At 60.0% G+C, this 17,834-nt stretch carries 13 protein-coding genes; 3 read left to right on the top strand and 10 right to left on the bottom strand.

Annotation, left to right across the window (positions count from 1 at the left end):
• Positions 1 to 11 precede the first annotated feature (11 nt).
• From ACFUOZ_RS04735 to ACFUOZ_RS04715, 5 genes are all read right to left on the bottom strand, one after another.
• On the bottom strand, positions 12 to 3,107 hold the full coding sequence (locus tag ACFUOZ_RS04735) for a chitobiase/beta-hexosaminidase C-terminal domain-containing protein (RefSeq protein ID WP_377545551.1): 3,096 nt from the start codon (positions 3,105 to 3,107) through the stop codon (positions 12 to 14).
• Positions 3,107 to 3,430: a hypothetical protein gene (locus ACFUOZ_RS04730; RefSeq protein ID WP_377545262.1), complete on the bottom strand. Its 324-nt coding sequence runs from the start codon at positions 3,428 to 3,430 to the stop codon at positions 3,107 to 3,109. The genes ACFUOZ_RS04735 and ACFUOZ_RS04730 overlap by 1 nt, the downstream gene beginning before the upstream one ends.
• Before the next feature lie 288 nt (positions 3,431 to 3,718).
• Positions 3,719 to 4,525 (bottom strand): hypothetical protein, encoded by an 807-nt coding sequence (locus tag ACFUOZ_RS04725; protein ID WP_377545260.1) that lies wholly within the window; start codon positions 4,523 to 4,525, stop codon positions 3,719 to 3,721.
• Positions 4,526 to 4,684: 159 nt separating this feature from the next.
• Positions 4,685 to 6,031 carry a hypothetical protein gene (locus tag ACFUOZ_RS04720; protein ID WP_377545258.1) on the bottom strand — a complete coding sequence of 449 codons (1,347 nt, stop codon included), beginning with the start codon at positions 6,029 to 6,031 and terminating at the stop codon, positions 4,685 to 4,687.
• A gap of 262 nt (positions 6,032 to 6,293) precedes the next feature.
• Positions 6,294 to 8,798, bottom strand: a complete 2,505-nt coding sequence (locus ACFUOZ_RS04715) for a GH25 family lysozyme (protein ID WP_377545256.1) — start codon at positions 8,796 to 8,798, stop codon at positions 6,294 to 6,296.
• 517 nt (positions 8,799 to 9,315) lie between these two features.
• On the opposite strand from ACFUOZ_RS04715, the gene ACFUOZ_RS04710 reads away from it, so the two are divergent.
• The 3 genes from ACFUOZ_RS04710 to ACFUOZ_RS04700 are packed head-to-tail and all read left to right on the top strand — an operon-like array spanning position 9,316 to position 12,331.
• Positions 9,316 to 10,539, top strand: a complete 1,224-nt coding sequence (locus ACFUOZ_RS04710; RefSeq protein WP_377545254.1) for a CpaF family protein — start codon at positions 9,316 to 9,318, stop codon at positions 10,537 to 10,539.
• Complete coding sequence (locus tag ACFUOZ_RS04705; protein ID WP_377545252.1) at positions 10,539 to 11,393, top strand: type II secretion system F family protein; 855 nt, start codon at positions 10,539 to 10,541, stop codon at positions 11,391 to 11,393. The genes ACFUOZ_RS04710 and ACFUOZ_RS04705 overlap by 1 nt, the downstream gene beginning before the upstream one ends.
• Complete coding sequence (locus tag ACFUOZ_RS04700; RefSeq protein WP_377545250.1) at positions 11,390 to 12,331, top strand: type II secretion system F family protein; 942 nt, start codon at positions 11,390 to 11,392, stop codon at positions 12,329 to 12,331. Before ACFUOZ_RS04705 ends, ACFUOZ_RS04700 begins: the two co-directional genes overlap by 4 nt.
• Positions 12,332 to 12,594: 263 nt before the next feature.
• Here ACFUOZ_RS04700 and ACFUOZ_RS04695 read toward each other — a convergent pair whose 3' ends face one another.
• The 5 genes from ACFUOZ_RS04695 to ACFUOZ_RS04675 all read right to left on the bottom strand — a co-directional run bounded on the left by ACFUOZ_RS04695 (position 12,595) and on the right by ACFUOZ_RS04675 (position 17,833).
• Entirely contained in the window at positions 12,595 to 13,062 is a 468-nt protein-coding gene (locus tag ACFUOZ_RS04695) for a hypothetical protein (protein ID WP_377545248.1), read from the bottom strand.
• 837 nt (positions 13,063 to 13,899) lie between these two features.
• A complete protein-coding gene (locus ACFUOZ_RS04690; RefSeq protein ID WP_377545246.1) occupies positions 13,900 to 14,385 on the bottom strand; it encodes a hypothetical protein in 486 nt (161 codons plus the stop codon).
• A gap of 9 nt (positions 14,386 to 14,394) precedes the next feature.
• Positions 14,395 to 15,462, bottom strand: a complete 1,068-nt coding sequence (locus ACFUOZ_RS04685; RefSeq protein ID WP_377545244.1) for a hypothetical protein — start codon at positions 15,460 to 15,462, stop codon at positions 14,395 to 14,397.
• Positions 15,463 to 15,532: 70 nt separating this feature from the next.
• A complete protein-coding gene (locus tag ACFUOZ_RS04680) occupies positions 15,533 to 16,288 on the bottom strand; it encodes a hypothetical protein (RefSeq protein ID WP_377545242.1) in 756 nt (251 codons plus the stop codon).
• A 3-nt stretch (positions 16,289 to 16,291) separates the two neighbouring features.
• A complete protein-coding gene (locus ACFUOZ_RS04675; protein ID WP_377545240.1) occupies positions 16,292 to 17,833 on the bottom strand; it encodes a hypothetical protein in 1,542 nt (513 codons plus the stop codon).
• Between the last annotated feature and the right edge of the window lies 1 nt (position 17,834).

Here is a 17,834-nt window from a genome sequence, read left to right as displayed (position 1 = left end):
GGTTTACTCCACTACGGGAGCGACGTAAAACCTTGCCATCCCGTTCCTACCTGGCCCCAGGCAAGCCACCCACCGGTGCCGTTGCCTGGGTAGAGCCACAGATTGCCATTGGCATCCCTGGCGAGGACATCTGACTTGCCGTTGCCATTGAAATCGCCTGGACCGAGGAGGGCCGTCATGCCGCCCCAGCCGCTGCCGATCTGGGTCCGGGTACCCCAGCCGCCGGTGCCATTGCCCGGATAGAGCCAGAGGGCGCCGCCGGTATCCCGGGCGATCACGTCAGTCTTGCCATCACCGTTGAAATCCCCGGTGCTGAAGATGGCATTCATGACGTTCCAGCCGGCCCCGACCTGCGTTGCCCCGGCGGTAAACTTACCCAGGCCGTCGCCCTTGTAGAGCCAAAGCACGCCTGACCCATCCCTGGCAAGAAGGTCGGATTTTCCGTCTCCGCTGAAGTCCCCTGGAGCGAGGACCGATGTCATCCCACTCCAACCACTTCCCACGGCTACCGCCGGCTGCCAACCGCCTGTTCCGTTGCCCTTGAAGAGCCACAGCTGACCGGCGGCATCCCGGGCAAAGACATCGCTGCGCCCATCGCCGCTGAAGTCCTTTGTGGGAATAATCAGGTTGTAGTTGTTCCAGGACGTACCCGTGTTGACCTTGCCCAACCATCCGCCTGTGCCATTGCCGGGGTAGAGCCACAATGTCCCGGCTGCATCGCGGGCCAGGACGTCATTCTTGGCGTCCGAGTTGTAGTCCTTCCAGGTATTGGCAGGGGCTGCAGGCAGGGTGTAGGTCTGCGAGGCAACCGCCGACTGGTTCCCTGCGGTGTCAACGGCAAAGTACTTAACCGTAGTTGTTGCCGTAGGCGTGATCGTCACCGTTGTGGTGCCGACCTGGCTGGCCACCGTCGGGGTGGAGTTATCGGTGGTGTAGTAGATCTTTGCCCCGGCCTCTGTCGTCAGCGTGACGCTTTGTCCCAAAGTGATGCTGCCGCTCTGGGGGCTGGGCGTGACAGCCGGTGCCACGTTGTCCAGCACGTACGCCTGCGACTGCGGTGCAGAGGCGTTGTTGGCCGCATCCACTGCGATGTACTTCAGCGTCTTGGTGCCCATCTCGATGGGAGCCGTGTAGAGCGTGCTGGCCGTAGTGGGCGTGCTGCCATCTTCCGTGTAGTAGATTTTCGCGCCTGCTTCATTGGCCGTGAGGGCAATCTTGCGCGAGGGTCCGTAGGTGCCGGCGACGGGATCCGCCGTCACAGTCGGTGGTGTCGTATCAGCGACGAAGACCGTGAAGTTCACACCGGCCACCGTGGTGTTCCCCGCAGCGTCCCGGGCTTCAACTTCGAACCTGTTCGGGCCGTTGGCGATGTCCGCGTAAACCTTGGGGGAGGTGCATGCTGTGAACGCATCTGTCCCCAGCCGGCATCGGAATCCAGCCACGTCCGGTGAAGTGGAAGCGAACTGGAACTGATATCCGGCGCCCACTGTCGCGCCACTGGCCGGAGCGGTAATGGCCACCTGTGGGGCTGTCAGATCCGCAGTCACGCTCAAGGAAGCGGCAGGACTGACGTTTCCGGCAGGATCCGTGCTCCTGATCCGCAAGGTGTGCGCACCGGCAGTGGTCAGGGTGAAGGTGTCTCCCGGCGCACAGGCCTTGAAGTCAGCGTCCGCCGTGGAATCAACCGAGCAACTCAGCGTGCTTCCGGCTTCGAAGGTCGCGCCCAGTACCGGTTTGCCGTTCACCACTTGCCCGCTGTTTGGTGCGGTGAAGACAGGAGCAGCAGGTGCAACAGTGTCGACTGTGAACGTCCGGGAAACGGGAACGCCTCCGGGCGCCGGCCTTACCGAGAATGTCTGCAGACCGTTGGCCAGGACAGCCGAGGTGTAGGTGCCGCCCGTGCAATTCGTCCATGCCCCGCCGACGGAGCATTCCAGAGCGCTGCCGCTCGGCTCCGCGCTTACACCGAACGTCGGTGTTGTGTCATTGGTGAAGGCGGGATTGGGTGACTGGGCCCCACTGGCCAGTGTCGGACCGGAAGTGATCTGGGCCACGACACCGCCCAGGAGGCTCATCTTGCCTTGGCCTGTAGCAGGTGTTGCGTTCAATTGACCGGGGTCATCCAGTACCAACAACTGGCCTCCGCGCATGCCCAGGCCACCGATCTTGCTGAAGCCCAGAGCCCAGGAGTTGTCGACAACACCGGTGTCGAGATTCAGGCGCGAGACTTTGTCTTTTCCTGCATCGGCCGCGGTGGTGCCAGTGCTCGTGCCCGTGTAGATGATGTGGGCGTCGTAGTCGTAGTAAATCGACGAGGCGACGCCAACGTTGTAGGACGCCAACGGCACGTAGTTGGTCATCTCGCCGTCGTCAGGAGCCGAGAAGGCCCGGAGCCCGGTGGTTTCCAACACGTAGACGCTGACGTGTCCGTTGCTGTCCCACCCTGCGGCCACGAGGCCCAAGGCCTTTGTTGTAACCGAGGCAATGGATTCGATACTCGGATGCTTGATGGTCGGGTCAACGATCTTGATGATTGACCGTGCATTCGCGAATGAAAGGTAGATATTGCCGTCGGGGCCGTCGCTGACCGCGTTCGGCCGGACATCGCCGTCAAGAATGGAGAGCGTGCTGCTGTACTCGAAAAGGTCCAGGGGCGGGTTCCATTGAGCGCGTACCAAATGCGAGCTTCCCACCGATGAATCCGGGATGAACGCTATTTCGTCACCGCTGCCTACCGAGGAAGGCGTGGGATCGTAAAGGCTTGCGACTCCGGGCACCTTGGCACCTTGCCCTGATCCGGACAGGCTACCGCCCAGGCAGGTGTCCTCTTCCAGGGTGCCGGGTTGTCCGTTGACGGGCTCGGTCATGCGGCAGAAGCCTGCGACGCTGTCCGAAACCCAAATTCTGCCGATAGGGTCCACGATTGTACCGGCCGCCTTGGTAAGGCCGGTACCGACTACCTGGCGTTGTTGGTCAGCGAAGGCAGGGGTGCTGGAAACGACGGCGGTCATCCCGGCAACGGCCAAAGCCGCCGCCGCGACGATAGTTGTCAGTTTCTTCCCGCGCAGCAGGCCTCCGGTGAAGTTCGGGGCTTTGGGCTGTTCCATCACGCCACTTCCTTCAGCCACTTGGTCAGGACTGCCGACTGTGGTGCCATGGGTGCCAGGGTCAGGGCACCCTTGACGACCGGCGGTCCACCGAGCCCATAGAGCGCGGTACTGATGGTGGGGGGATTGCTGCGGGTGCATGCCTTGACTATTGCCAGGCAGATATCCGCCCGGTTACCGGAAGCCCCGGCTTCAATCGCAACATTGACGGCAGCGTTTTCCTCGGCTTCAAGAACCTGGGGCTGCGGACCGACGTAGGCGACGCGGACGTCGGCGAATTTCTTGTACTGGGTATTGGCCCAGACTTCCGGAAGGCTTGACAAGACTGCGAGAGAATTTCCATCCGCCCCTCGGCAGTCAAACTTGTACCTTTTTACCGGTTCCGGTCTTTCGGGACGAGGAGTGTCGGCATCGCCGGCATTCGTTACGCCCAGCCGAAACGGCTCAACATTTTGCGTGACTTGGACAGAGCAGCCCGTAAGAACGAGACCGGCAAGGCCAAACTGGACGACAGCGCGTCTTGGCATATCCACCGAGGGATCCCCACTTCATTCGGATGCTCCCCAGCTCCGCATGCAGTTGGATGTTCGCCCCAGCCGTTGCCGGCTGCATTACTCCATCTTCTCCCAAATTCCGCATTTGTCACTACTTAAGACGTCTTTTTCTGCAAGAAGAATTCCGCTCTGTCCCTCGACGGCGCCGCCACCGGCCTTTTGGGCGCCATCGGAACCTATGACGCTCCACGTGCAGCCTTCGGGCGGCGTTTTCCGGAGGTGGAACCTGCCGGCGGCCAGGCCGCCGTCGCCCACTGCATATTGACCGTCACCGGCGCGGGCCCCAACCGCCCAAAGAGCAATGATTTTTCCTTGGGGCGCTTTAGGGCACAGCTCGCTGGCGGCCTGCAAGAGCTGGCGGCTGCTGCCGCCAAAGACCTGCGAAGCGGAATCGTCGCTGACCCGGGTACAGAGTCCCAGCGCCGCCAGGTAAGACTCCAGGCCTTGGGCGGGGTCCGTTCCTGGCTCAGCGATGCCGATGATTCTGGCTTCATCATCTGTAGGCTCGTAGGGCTGTGGACCTTGGTAATTGGCTGTGCAGGAGTCCAATCGCAAGTAGCCTGACGAGGCCCAGACCTCGGCCAGGCTCGAGAAAGTGGTGTCGGGTACTGCATTGAGGCTGGTGCAGGAGTATGAGAAACGGCCTGAATCGTCCGGGTCTCCGGCGCCCTGGCCGCTTCCCTCGCCTGGTTCACTGGTGGGAGCCGCAGTAGTTTCCGACGGCGACGCGGACTTCGACGGCGACGCCGAGCCGGCAGGAGGAGTCGACGACGCAGACGTAGCGGGTGTGGCTCCGGGCGCTGAGGTGCAGCCAGAGACAAGCAAAAGCACAACTGCAGCTGCTGAAAGGTAGTGGAATCGCATCTTGGCCTCCAGCTCCATGGTTCTCCGGAGCGCTTGGCCGGGTCAATGGAATGCCCGGCGAATCGGGTATCGATACCGCTACGGTTTGTGCGGCAGGTGACGCAGGAATAACGTCGAGGGCCTTGGCACTCGGCCAAGGCCCTCGAACAGATTCGCTTTCTAAGCGAGCATTGAGTTCAGGGTGTTGATGACCGTGGCTTCCACGCCGCCGGTGCCACCCAGGAAGTGGGCGATGTGCCCGTAGACGGTCATTGACCCACCGGCAATACCGGGATAGTCGGGATCCCATCCACCCTCATAGCTTCCGCCCACCGAGTACGGGGGCAGGAACTGGGCGCTCGGCAGGTAGTAGCAGGACTCATTTCCGTAGCCGCCCACAATGACCGCGTTTGCTCCGCCGTACTTCGACCGGAAATATGCCGCGTAGCCGCTGACCAGCTCACCGCCGACAATACCGATTTTCAGTTGCGGACTTCCGCCGAATTTCCACACCTGGAACGGGCATGTGACCGTGGTGGCATAGCTACCGCTGTCGATCCGTCCTATCATCACCTGCGCGTGGCGGCCGTACCAGGCAGGGTTTCCGTCGAGGTTCGGCAGGCGCGAAGCGTACGCTGCCCTGACCGCTGCGAGGTTTCCAGCCGTGGGCGTAATGTCCAGCGGTATCTGGATCTCCCTGTAGCTGGTCTGCAGCGGACTGCCGATGGTTCGACCGGGAGTCTGCATCGCGATCGACACGGCTGAGCCCAGTTTGGTGGCATATTCGTCGCGAAGGTCCCAGCTGGGTTCACCCATGGGATTCTGGTCGCCTGCCGCTCCCTGGAGGAAGAGGGCAAAACAATTCGTGTTGTTGTTTTCTATGTAGTTGCAAGCCCCTGCCGGGAAATCGCCGTCAAAGAGAGTTCGCATGCCGGCAGCTACGGGGTGGCACGCGTAGTTGAAGATGACAGCTCGTGCCTGGCCGTTCGAGCGGCGGGCGACGATGACGGGAACCGTGTTCTCCAGGTACGGCAAGCCGGCCCTGTTGTAGGCGATGCTCGCCGTGGTGACCTTGTAGTCGAGCGTGACGGCTGTCTGCGCGTTATTAAGCGCTTGCTGGGCCGCATCCACGAGGTCGTCCTCCAGATGCTTGCTGTACGTCTCCACCATGGACAAGTCCGACAACCCGTAACACATGAAGGGGTGAAGCGTGTCAACCACTACTGGCCCGTTATGTGTGTGGGTCGCCTGGATCAGGATGTCTCCGTTGGTCCAGCTTGCGAGCTGAAGGATCCTTGCCCTGGCACTTTGATGGATTGAGTGCGGCAAAGCAAGAATGTCCACACTCATGATGAGGTTCGGCGAACCGTTTTCCCACAGCACGATCGCCCGAACCCACAGGGATTCATAGGGTGCACTGCTGGTGGCCTCACGTCCACCGTCGAGGGTCCCGTACCCCGCCATGTACGGATTGACATCGAGGGACGGGGAAATGCTGACCTTGGCCGTAGAAACGGTAAACGCCATGAAAGATCACTCCTTGATTGTGCGCCAATGGTGACCTTCGTTTGCCCCCAAACAAAGCCCGTTTCCCATTGCGCTGAACAGCCAAAACGTGAGACCACCTTCATTAGACCACGCAAACCCGGATATGACGCCTATCCATTGGAGCGAATACCATTTGTTTCAATTCCGACGCTTTGTGGCGAAAAAGCGGAAAGGGCCCGCACGCTCCATTTTGGAGTTTGCGGGCCCTTCCGAACCGGGCGTTCCGGAGTTGCCTGCCCGGTTATCGTGCTGCTGGTGAGAGGATTTTCAGGCCGCTCCATCCAGATCCGATCACACGTGGCGAACCCCAGGCCCGGTTTTGCCCCACGGGGTAGTACCGAAGTTCGCCGCCTGTTGTTCGACCTATGATTCCCGTTGAGCTCGCTCCTGCGAATCCTCGAATGGCTCCGAAGCTGTTAATGGCATTCCACCCCGTACCGATGGTTGCCGGAGCTTCCATGATGAACGTCCCGTTGCCGTTCGATCGGTACAGCACGAGGTTGCCCGTGGCATTTTTCGCCAGAAGGTCGGCGTTGGAGTCCTTATCGAAGTCCATCTGCACTATGTCCAGGCCAGACCAGCCAGTTCCGATCTGGGTCCGGGTTCCCAAGGCACGCCCGGAGGGGTTGGCGATCTGGAACAAGCGCCCGGAGGGGTCGTATCCCACGATGCCTGGCCGGGTATCAGTCTTTTTCCACCGTCCCACAGTGAGGGTCCAGTCCTGCCACCCTGTGCCGAGACTGATGGGTGCACCGAAGCCGGGGCCTTGGAGGCCCGGGTACAGGCTGAGCCTTCCATCGCTCCACTGCGCCAGGATGTCCAAGGCGCCGTCACCGTTCCAGTCGGTGAGGAAGCCGGCTTTCAGCCCGGTCCATTGCGTACCGATCAGCTCCGCGGAGTCCAGGGAGCCGGAGCCCGAGCCGGCGTACCGATACAGGTTCCCGTCCTGCCGAATGGCCAGGACATCGGGTTCGTCAACGCCCAAGGTGGAATCAACATTGACCGGAGCGCCGCCGATGAGCATGGCGTCGTTCCACCCCAAACCGGTCAGGAAGCGGTTGCCCCAAGAGCCGCCCACGGCCGGGTAATAGTAGAGATCGCCGTTGGCCGCCCGAGCCTGCAGCCCCTGCGAACCCGCGCCGTTGAAGCCAGCGGATGAACTGACCGAAGTCATGGCGGACCACCCGTTACCTATGGCCCGTGCGGGTTCTGAAAGGAACGAACCGAGCCCATTGCTGCGGAACAGCCGCATAGTACCGTCGTTGGTCCTGGAGACAAGGTCCTGGTTGCCGTCGCCGTCGAAATCCAAAAGATTGAACTGATGCCCGCCGAATCCGGTGCCGATCTGGACGCCGCCGCTCAGTGCACCTCCCGAGGCGTTTTGATACCGGTAGAGGTTGCCGTCGCCGTCCTGGCCGATGACCCCGGGGAAGGGATCCCTCGAGTTCCACCATCCGGCCGCCAGTGACATTTCCTGCCAGCCGCTGCCCACCTGGATCGGTGCACTGAAGCCACCGCCGGAGGCGCCGCGATAGACCTGCAACGTTCCGTCGGCCCATTGGGCCAGAATGTCCTGGACACCGTCCTGGTTCCAGTCGACGACATGGACCGACAGGGCATTGCCCCAGCCGGAGCCGATGGTCACCGGGCCGGAGATCCGTCCTTGGCCGTCGGCGGGAAAGTTATCGAGTCGTCCGGACGGCATTGCTGCCAGTACATCCGCTCCGGACCGGATCGAGGGATTCGAAGGGGCAGGTACGCCGCGGGCGAAGGTACGGAGCTCGTCGTAAGTGCCGTTGAAGATGTTGGAGTCACCTTCGAAGGGGCCGGTGCTGCTGTACTGCCACATGGAGTAGTCGTTCCAACTGGCTGGCAAAGACCCGGGCGAGTTGGTGGGATTGTTCCAATATGAGGCGATCCAGAGCGGGTAGCTTCCAAAGGTGCTGTTGCCAACGCAGGTGTTCCACCAGTCGGTGGTGCTGTAGATGACCGGGAATCTGCCGGTCAAGGCCTTGACCGTGTTGCCGAAGTCGGCCGCCCACTGGCCCAGTTGTGCCTTCGACATGTCATAGCAGGTGTTCCCGAAATAGAAGCCGTTGATGGTTCGTCCGGCGTAGGGGTTGTACTCAATGTCGAGGACCGGCGGGAGAGTGTAGCCATCTGCCGACCAGCCGCCCCCGTTTGCCACGAAGTACCGGGCCTGGTCAGCACCGGATGACCAGTTCGGGATGGCGAAGTGGTATGCGCCGCGGACCATGCCAACATTTCGGGAACCGTTGTACTGCTGGGCGTAGTTTTCGTTGAGGTAGTAGTTGCCTTCGGAAGCTTTCACGTAAGCCCACCGCGAGCCTTGGCTCCATTGGCTTTGCCAGTTGACATTGCCTTGGTGCGCGCTGACGTCCTGGCCTTGGATTCCGATGGTAGGGCGCCAGTGGTCCGGGTCAGCTGCCATCGGCACCACGGCTTGGACCGCCCCACCTATGGTTTTGGCGCGGGCAGGGCCAGCCGCCTCCTTGCCCTGTTTTGCAGTGACGACCCTGGGGGAGCGCTGGCCCATTTCTGCGCCGCCGGCCGGAATGGCCGCCCGCATCGCGGCTTTCATGGTCTCGGCGTCCGGGGCATTGCCCGGCATCGCCTTGGGCTTTGCGGGCTGCGCTTCGGCTTTGCTGTCGGTGTCGGGCGCGGGCGTGGTCGCGCCGCCAGGAGAAAGTTCGACGCCGGTGATCGGCGCTTGCTGGTCAGGCAACTTTCCGGGGGGAGGGCTGTTTTCGGCCGGAGTCGACGCGGGGCCGTTACCTGCTGGTTTGGGGCCCTGTGGTGATCCTGGTGACGGAGTCCCTGAAGCTGGGGCCGGTTGAGGGACCGGGGTTTGGGCCCAGGCAGGCGCTCCGAGGAAGCCGCCTGCCGTGAGGGCTACGGCCAGCGCCAGCCCTACGCGCGCCAAGGGAATTCGTCCCGCCGGGACCATCAATTTATGTTTCATCATCACATCCGGCCCTGTACCGCGGCTCAGCGGTGCATGGTGTGGCTTAGGGACAAGCTTCGGGCGCCTGCGCGTGAGACCATAGGCCAGCTCCTAACGGGCTTTACCCTAACATCCTGAAACAGGAGTGACTAGTGGGATTCACGGTGCTGCCGTGACTGGAGAAGTCGAGTTATCCACATACCGCCGTGACTGACTTGAGGCGGACCCATGGCTCACTTAGCGTAAGTGACTCGAGATGCGCCTCTCGTTTACGCCATCATGACCCGTGGGGAGAACTGTGGATGCAGTAAGGATCGTCGAAGGAGAGGTCCGGGAGCTGATCCGGCGTCGTGGCCTGGATCCGCTCCAACAGGCGGGTGATGTCCGGAGCCTCGTTGAAGAGGCGGTCAGCGACTATGACGAACGGGCCCTCGTTGCGCCGCTTCCTCCGCTGGGTCATCTTGAGACTGCCCGCCGCCGTATCTTCGACGCCGTTGCGGGCTTGGGGCCGCTGCAGCCGCTCCTTGATGACGATTCAATCGAAGAGATCTGGATCAATGCACCCCATGAGGTCTACGTAGCCCGTAACGGGGAGTCCGAACTAACCGCTGTGAGTCTGACTGAGCAGCAGGTCCGTGATCTGGTCGAGCGCATGCTGAAGACTTCCGGACGTCGGCTGGACTTGTCTTCGCCCTTCGTCGACGCGGCGCTCCCCGACGGATCAAGGCTCCATGTCGCCATTCCCGACATCACCAGGAAGTACTGGGCCGTGAACATCAGGAAGTTCACCGCCCGCGCCAGCAGGCTCGAGCACCTGGTTGAGCTTGGGAGCCTGTCGCACCAAGCCGCAAGGTTTCTCGGCGCAGCAGTTGCCAGCGGCCTGAACATTCTTGTCTCAGGGGCCACGCAGGCTGGAAAGACCACCATGCTTAACTGCCTTGGGGCCCACATTGGTTCACGGGAACGGGTCATCACCGTTGAAGAGATCTTTGAACTGCAGCTTCCTTTGCGCGATGTCATCGGACTTCAATGCCGTCAACCGAATTTGGAGGGTGAAGGCGAAATTCCGCTCCGCCGACTGGTCAAGGAAGCCCTTCGAATGCGGCCGGACAGATTGATTGTGGGCGAAGTCCGTGAAGCTGAAAGCCTGGATATGCTGATCGCCCTTAACTCGGGCCTTCCAGGGATGTGTACGGTGCACGCCAATTCAGCCCATGACGCCGTCACCAAGATCTGCACGTTGCCCCTTCTGGCCGGAGCCAACATCGCCAGTGCTTTCGTGGTTCCCACTGTGGCCTCATGCATCGACCTGGTGGTCCACTGTGGCCGGCATCCATCGGGGCGAAGGCAAGTCACCGAGGTGCTTGCCTTGGGCCGGCGGGTTGAAAACGGAATCATCGAGTCCTCCAGCGTATTTGGGATGACGGCGGGCCAGCTCCAGCCCAGACCCAATGCGATGCCGGCCGCGGAAAAATTCGCCCGCGCTGGCTTCGATGTGGCCGCTCTGCTCGAGGTGAACTGATGGCACCGCTCCTGGGTGTTCTGTGTGGCTTCGGGCTATTCCTTATTTGGTGGTCCACATGGGACGAGCCGAACCAAAGGCCCGGAAAAGACAAGCGGCGTCGCTTGGACCAGCTGCTTCTGTCGGCAGGGATTGAGAGGGTGACAGGACCTGCGTTGCTTCTCAGTTGCGGGGGCTTCGGCCTGGCCGTTGCGATCGTGTTCCAGATCGTTACGGGATCGCCTGCAGTTTCACTGTGTTTCGGGTTGTTCGGATCCTGGGTACCTGTGGGCATTGTGCGGTGGAGGGCGCGCAAGCGGCGTGCGGCGCTTCGCTTGCTCTGGCCTGACGTCGTGGATCACCTGCGCTCAGCCATTCGCGCCGGCCTTGCTTTGCCCGAAGCCCTCATCCAGCTGGGATACAAAGGCCCCGGGGAGCTGAGAACGCTCTTCCTTGACTTCGGCACAGACTACCGCGCCGTTGGGCACTTCGAGGCAGCTCTTAACAGGCTGAAAGACCGTCTCGCCGATCCAGTGGCAGACCGCATCCTTGAAGCTCTGCGGATGACCCGCGAGGTGGGCGGATCCGACCTTGGCCGTATGTTGGGCACCTTATCGGACTTCCTCAGGGACGACGCCCGGACACGGAGTGAGCTGGAGGCCAGACAATCATGGACAGTCAATGCCGCCAGGTTGGCAGTCGCTGCACCATGGATAGTCCTGGCGGTGATGGCCAGCCGAGCTGAGGCGATGCTGGCTTATAACTCCGCAGCGGGCGCCATGGTGCTCGTGGGGGGCCTGCTGGTATCGGTGCTCTGCTATTCGTTGATGCTTCGCGTTGGTGCATTGCCTGACGATGAACGTGTTCTTCGATGAGCACGTCATTGACCTTGGCCGTACTTGCTGGAGTGCTCCTTGGAACCGGATGCTGGTTGATCCTGACGCGTCTGCCGTTCATGCGTCGAATGACTTTCTCGCAGCGCGTCAGCCCGCAGCTGAAGGCCAGGAGTCTCGAATCGCGGCTGCTGGCCGCCCCGGAGCAGGACCTCACGCCATTTGGGCCGTTGGAACGGATTATTCGGCCCTTTTTCCGCGATGCCATGTCCTCTATATCACGCTTGAACGTTGGGTCAACGGCTGCGTCAAAGCGGCTTGCGCGTTCAGGGTCCACGAAATCAATCCTTGATTTCAGGGTAGAGCAAGTCCTCTGGGCAGGTGGAGGCCTGGTCCTTGCATTGCTCGTCATCGCGGCCCGTGCAGCGTCCGGGCAGTTCAGCCCTTTCATTTCATTCATTGGCGTGATCGGGGGCGCCCTCGGAGGGTACATGCTCCGCGACTACGTGCTGGGCCAGCAAATGCGACGACGTGAAAGAAGAATGTTGTCGGAATTTCCCAGCCTCGCAGAGCTTATGGCGCTTGCCGTTGCCGCGGGGGAAAGCGCGTTGGGGGCCATGGACCGTGTGAGCCGCAGCTCCCAAGGGGAACTCTCCAATGAGTTCAGCTTGATCCTCGCGGATGCCCGGTCGGGGATGCCACTTGTCGAAGCGCTGCAGTCCTTTTCCAGCCGCACGGAGTTACCTCCGCTGGTCAGGTTCTTCGATGGCCTGGTGGTTGCTGTGGAACGTGGAACGCCACTGGCTGACGTCCTTCGGGCGCAAGCTGCCGATGTCCGGGATGCCGCCAAACGCGAACTAATGGAATCTGCCGGTCGGAAAGAGATCGCCATGATGGTGCCACTCGTCTTCGGCGTCCTGCCACTGACAGTTTTATTCGCTGCATTTCCAGCCATCGCGGCCCTGCAGCTGAACCTCTGACGCCAGCGGCGTCGCACCCACCGGGTCCTGTCCGCTGTCCGCTCAAGCAACAAAGTCTTCAGACCACCACCAATACCGGGGAGAACCATGAAATTCATGTCAAGAATGTCGTCCATTGCGTCCACTGCATCGGTCCGGACCCTCGAGGCCCGGGGCCTGTTCATGAGCGTTGTCGTTCGGGCAGTCCCTGGGCCTGCCGGGCGGGAACGTGGAGACGTGCCCGGGTGACCAAGGATATTTGGATACCCATGTTGCGAGCAGCCCTACTCAGGGGCGATTTCAAGTCGAATGCGGTCCACAAGACCTTGAAACTTAACAAGATTCTTGTCGCGGAGAGCTTCTGCTTCTTCTGTCGAGACTTCACCCTTATGCAAGGCGCGGTGCCACGTCCTGAGTTCTGTACTTAGCTCGTTCGCCAAGTTTCGAACTTCCTTACTGCCGACAAGCCGTAAATCAGGAGCCTTCCAACTATTGATGCTGACAATGGCTTCCCCTATGGCCTCAATGTCGCCTCTTCCGGCCTTTGACAGGAGAACGAACGAGACTTCAACCTGCTCAACTAGGTTCAGGTACGTCTTGTATCTGAGTTCGTTAGCCCACTTCTCCTTATCTCGCTCGTGAGCCGCCTGAGCGGAAAGCCTGCTGTTTCGCCCCGCCAACCACTGACCACCCAAGCCAGATGTGATGACAGCAATAGCGCCAATGAGGATCTTGAGAGTGTCCGCGTCCATGCCAACAACTTACATAACTGTCCCGGCTCCCTTAACGAGAGAAGACCCCACCCTTTCGGATGAGGCCTTCCCTGGATCTAGCTAGAGGTCACGAAGCCACTTACCCTTCTCGGAGCTGTAAGTCTCCGTATAGGGCTGCGTATTACCGTTCCCGCCCCAAAAGAAGCGTTCTTCACCGTCGCTGGGAGTCTCCCGCTCCCTACGGCCCCTCACTTCTTGCCCCTGCCCTTCTGGGAGAGTGCGCTAGCTGCTGCGGTCTTTGAGGCGGCGCTTGTGCGTCCGTCCCGCAGAACCTTGCTTGCGGCTGTTGCGGCCTTACTGCTTGTCTGCTTTTTGTTAGCAGTCATTTCTGTAACCCATCTACAGACAGCCAGCGAGATCTCAAAATGGTTTCGACACGCCGCAACGGTTTGTTGCAACGCTTCGAACACCTGTAACGTGTAAACATATCCGCCAAGATAAGTAAACCCTTACAAGAGGTCTTGCCTAGTTCTCAGGTGACCGTGCGTCTCCTGAGCGTCTTTGCCTGTAGTACAAGCCTACTGGCCACTCCGGACAATTTCGACTCGGAAATGACACTCGTGTAAGACACTGCCCTTCAATCCACAGGGCAAGCGAAGTACTCCACAGGTCACACAGCGTCAAACCCTTGATTTTTCAAGGTTTTTCGATAGTCTGTCCACACCCTGTGGAGTACTTTGCTGTTGAAAATTTTTTTGCGCGTCGTCCCTCTGACGGCGTGTCGCGTTGGCGATACCGCGCGCCTAGTGGATGCTTCGCCCGTACGAAGCACACCCGGTGCATGAGATAGGCCAGGGCCGATGGTCAGATAGAGCGTTAAACCGCCTGCCATTGGATGTTGTCCAGCGAGATGAAGAAAGATCCCTTGGCAAGGTTGGTGAACGTGGTTGTTGTTTCGAACTGCACGTCACCATTCGCACGGACGTAGAGTGTTCCCGGTCCCATGGTGTTCGACGTGACGGGACGGATGATCTGATCAAAAGCGGGACGGCTACCAACGGGAAGGGTTGCCACAAGGTATTGCGTTCCAGCGTTCATTGTGATGGTTGTTCCGGTCGTGCCAATCATGCCCGTGGTGGAGATGGTCTTGTTGAAGGCCTTAGTGAACTTGGGAACGCCGTACGCGCCGGTTGAGGTGTATTGGTTGTACAGGCCACCAAGGGCCACATTCGAAGTTGTAGACGCCTGAATAGCGGTCAGTGCGGCATCGACGCTCTCAGCGGTGTTCTGAAGCACGAGCGGGACGTTGGGCGCGACTGATCCAGCCGGGTAAGTGATGCCGAAATTGAGTGTTGATGGCATGGGATTTCCTTATGCGGTAGTGCTGATAACAGCGGACATTGGTTGACGAAGTGACAGGCTCATGAGGCCGGATAGTGATGAGAAGTTGACGCCGGAGACGATGTAGCGCTGCTGAGTGCCAATCGGGAGTTGGACGGTGACGGTCATTCCCGGACGTAGCCAGTAGGCCGACACAGCGGAGACGGAGACCGTCTGACCACGAGACATGCGGCCAGCTACCAGCGTCGAAGCTGCGGAGTCCGCGTTAGTCTGCGTAGTCGGGAAGTCGCGCTCTTCGTAAGCGGTCATGTAGCCAACGGCGTAGACGGACTCAGCACCGGTAACAACGTTGGCGTTCCCGTAGATCACCTGTTCGTTTCCGGCTCCATCGGTCCACGCGTATTTGATGCACGCGGCATTCTTGAACCCGTCCTCATTGCTTTCACCGCGATTTAGTGCGGTCTCGGCGGATAGCAGGGTTGATTCAGCTCCGGTGAAGAGCTTGAGGGACGTAACCGACTTGAGTGCATCCGGCTTCTGTACGTGCCAGACGCGGTACTCATCACAGAAGATCCTCACGCCTAGACGCTGGGAAGCTTCATTGAGCATGTCTGCACTCGTCTGTCCCGGCTCCTGGACAAGGCCGGAGAGCGCTGAAGCGCCGTAGACAGTCGGGAAGTCTGACAGGACAGTTGCGGTGCCGGGAAGCGCTGCAATGTCCGCGTGATGCTTCACGAAGGCATTGAGTCCCGTTGTCGGAGCTTGGGCATGCCAGCTCAAACGGCGGTAGTCGTGTGTGAGCCTGTCGTCAGACTCGGCAACAAGCTTGATGACGTTCTCCGGACGGCTCACAATGCGGCTGCGAAGGTGAAGGTCCGCTAGGAGTTGCAAGTCATCCTGCATGCCGTCGTAGATGTAACCGGCGTAGACCTTCAGGCGGCATCCATAGCGCGGATCAAGCCTGTCTAGTTGTGCTTGATCGCTGATGAGTTTGGCTGTGAGCTGAGCCTGTACGTAGGGAGACCATGTTGCGTCGAAGCCAACTGACAGGTCATCAATGTCAAGCTCAAATGGGTCTCCGGTCTTGGGGTGAGCCATGACCTTCCAGACGTGACGGAGGCTGTAGCGGTGTTGGGTCTCAGCGTCTTCCCTATATGGCGCGTATGGGTTAGGCAATTGCTTCTCCCAGCGTCAACGCGTCGAAGTCCACATAGGCTGCGGCGACGGCATCAAAGGACGGGTAGGCAGCGGCCAGCGCGTCGAAGGTCCATCCGAGGTTTCCGGCCAGATCTCCGAGAGGTCTGCGGACTTCCACGTAGTTGATGGTCATTGCCCACTGAGTGCCCTTTTCCCCATTCACGGCATAGGGCGCTACGGGAATGTCCGTGACCGTAAAGTACTGATCCAGACCCTCCACGCGCTGACGGAGCATGACGATTTCCCCACGTTCAAATACGCGCTCAAGCTTGCGGGTTGTGGAGTAGTCGTTGCAGAAGATTTCAAGACTTCCGGTACGGTCTCCCAGTTTTCCCATGACAACGAGAGAGTCAGCGCGTCCGATGGGACGGTGAACCGTGTTGTTTGTGGCTCGGTTTGAGCTGTACTGGGTAACGGTCTGCACGGTCTCGGAGTACTGCGGCATGATCGGGACAGTGAGCCAGGGGTTCGCCAAAACAAGGGTTGTGCTTCCGCTGACGGTGCCAGCGGAGGTGTACACCAAGTAGGAGACGAAGCCGTGAGCGGCCTCATAGTCAGACACGATGGTTGTTCCGGTGGAGGCAGAGGGGAGCTGACCGTCAGCAAAGCGCACATCAGCAATTCCGTTGGCGTCAGTGCGTACGACGCGGGTAACGGCTGCGGTCTGTGTGATCTCAAGTAGGACAGAGCCTGTGGCAGTGTCCGGAGTAGCTGTAAATGTAGTCATGAGCTACGGCAGGGTTGCCGCTTGCCCACCTCCTCTAGGTGCGAAGTCAACGAAGATCTTTCGGCCCTGCTGGCTCATGTACCAGTTCTCTACGGCGGTGCCGTCAGGGTTGATGTGGAGCGGAACCGTGCGTGCGCGGCCTAGCTCGTCAAGCTCGGTCTTAGCCGCCTGTACGCCTTCCAACTGGACTTTGGTTGTCGCCGTCGGAGGGGTTTTCAGGATTTGCTCGATGTATAGGCGTGCGGCCTCACGAGATCCGCCAAAGGCAGGCATAACCTGATTGATCAGCGCGTCTTTCTGTGCTTGGAACTTGCTTGTCACAAGCTCCGTGTCAGTTCCGGCGTTGAGAGAGTCCTGTGCAAGCTGGGCGATAGCTGCGGCCTGATCCAGTACGGCGGATTCGTTCTCGCGGCCTGCCTTGGTGGCGCGGTCCAGAGTTTGGCCGTTTTCCTCAAACTTGGCTGTCACGTCATCAACTGAATCCAAGTAAGCAATCTCGGAAGAGATGGAGCTACGGACGGAATCGGCGCGTTCCTCAAGGGCTGCAATGTTGTCAGTAAGGGACTGTGTGGTTCCCTCAATTGCGTCTTTTTCAATGTCGTAGATTTGGATTGCATCTTTGGTGGTTGCAATGTTGTCTTCGGCACCCTTACGAAGCTCTTCCAGAGCCTTCTTTTTCTCCATGGCGTCTTTGGCCGCTTCAGTGAAGGACAATCCGCCACGGTCTGTGGTGATGGTTCCTTCTTTGATGACGCCGGAGAGGCGTTCCCACTCATCCTTTGTGGCATCTAGGAAGCCTTGGGAATCCTCAGCAGTGCCCTTCATGCCACGGATGGCATCCTTGGCGGTTACACCGGTCTTCTCAGCCTTCTTGGCTACGTCCTGAAAGTTGGTGCTGGACTCATCGGCCCAAAAGGTTAGCCAGTTGTCTTCCTTAACCTCACGGCCCCAGTCGGAGATGATGCTTCCGATGTCCACATTCTCAATGCGGCCACCGGCTTCCTCGATCTTCCCGGCAAGCTCAACAGCGGCTTCCTTCATGGCCGTAGCCTTTTCAGCGCCTTCCTGCATGGCTGTAAAGGCGGCACCTAGACCAACAGCAAGGCCGATACCAGCGGCAGCACCTAGCGGACCAAAGCCGCCTAGAGCGTTAGCCAGGATCTCTTGCATAGCGTCCGCGCCGTCTTCAATGGAACCGAACGAAGCACCGGCCTCACGGGCTGTGCTTGCGGTCTCTTCCTTGAAGTTGCTGAGGCCTTCACCGGCCTTGTCCGTTCCGGCCTTTACACCGTCTCCCATGCGCTTGCCGGAGGCCTTGGCTTTGTCCTCAACTTCGTCCAGAGCCTTGGTTAGGTCACGGTCGATGACTTTGGCCGCGTCCTTGGCTGAGTCTTCTAGCTGCTCTAGGGACTTCTCACCGGCCTTGCCGGTGTCCTTGAGGGAGTCTTGTATATCGTCGAAAGAGTCAGCAACCTTTTCGGCGCCTGAAACGACGCCATCAACATCTAGGTCAATGACTGTCTCAATTGGCTTTCCTCCGGCCATG

Origin of the sequence: Paenarthrobacter sp. NPDC057355, from assembly GCF_042667405.1 — a bacterium.
Classification (GTDB): Bacteria; Actinomycetota; Actinomycetes; order Actinomycetales; family Micrococcaceae; genus Arthrobacter.
The sequence above is the reverse complement of the archived record's forward strand: the minus strand, read 5'-3'. Positions and strand labels throughout refer to the sequence as shown.

What these genes read in the sequence shown, in the direction of transcription:
- ACFUOZ_RS04675 (WP_377545240.1), bottom strand. Translation starts at nt 17,833, where the DNA reads ATGGCCGGAGGAAAGCCAATTGAGACAGTCATTGACCTAGATGTTGAT.
- ACFUOZ_RS04705 (WP_377545252.1), top strand. Translation starts at nt 10,539, where the DNA reads ATGGCACCGCTCCTGGGTGTTCTGTGTGGCTTCGGGCTATTCCTTATT.
- ACFUOZ_RS04700 (WP_377545250.1), top strand. Translation starts at nt 11,390, where the DNA reads ATGAGCACGTCATTGACCTTGGCCGTACTTGCTGGAGTGCTCCTTGGA.
- ACFUOZ_RS04690 (WP_377545246.1), bottom strand. Translation starts at nt 14,385, where the DNA reads ATGCCATCAACACTCAATTTCGGCATCACTTACCCGGCTGGATCAGTC.
- ACFUOZ_RS04725 (WP_377545260.1), bottom strand. Translation starts at nt 4,525, where the DNA reads ATGCGATTCCACTACCTTTCAGCAGCTGCAGTTGTGCTTTTGCTTGTC.
- ACFUOZ_RS04720 (WP_377545258.1), bottom strand. Translation starts at nt 6,031, where the DNA reads ATGGCGTTTACCGTTTCTACGGCCAAGGTCAGCATTTCCCCGTCCCTC.
- ACFUOZ_RS04685 (WP_377545244.1), bottom strand. Translation starts at nt 15,462, where the DNA reads ATGGCTCACCCCAAGACCGGAGACCCATTTGAGCTTGACATTGATGAC.
- ACFUOZ_RS04680 (WP_377545242.1), bottom strand. Translation starts at nt 16,288, where the DNA reads ATGACTACATTTACAGCTACTCCGGACACTGCCACAGGCTCTGTCCTA.
- ACFUOZ_RS04695 (WP_377545248.1), bottom strand. Translation starts at nt 13,062, where the DNA reads ATGGACGCGGACACTCTCAAGATCCTCATTGGCGCTATTGCTGTCATC.
- ACFUOZ_RS04735 (WP_377545551.1), bottom strand. Translation starts at nt 3,107, where the DNA reads ATGGAACAGCCCAAAGCCCCGAACTTCACCGGAGGCCTGCTGCGCGGG.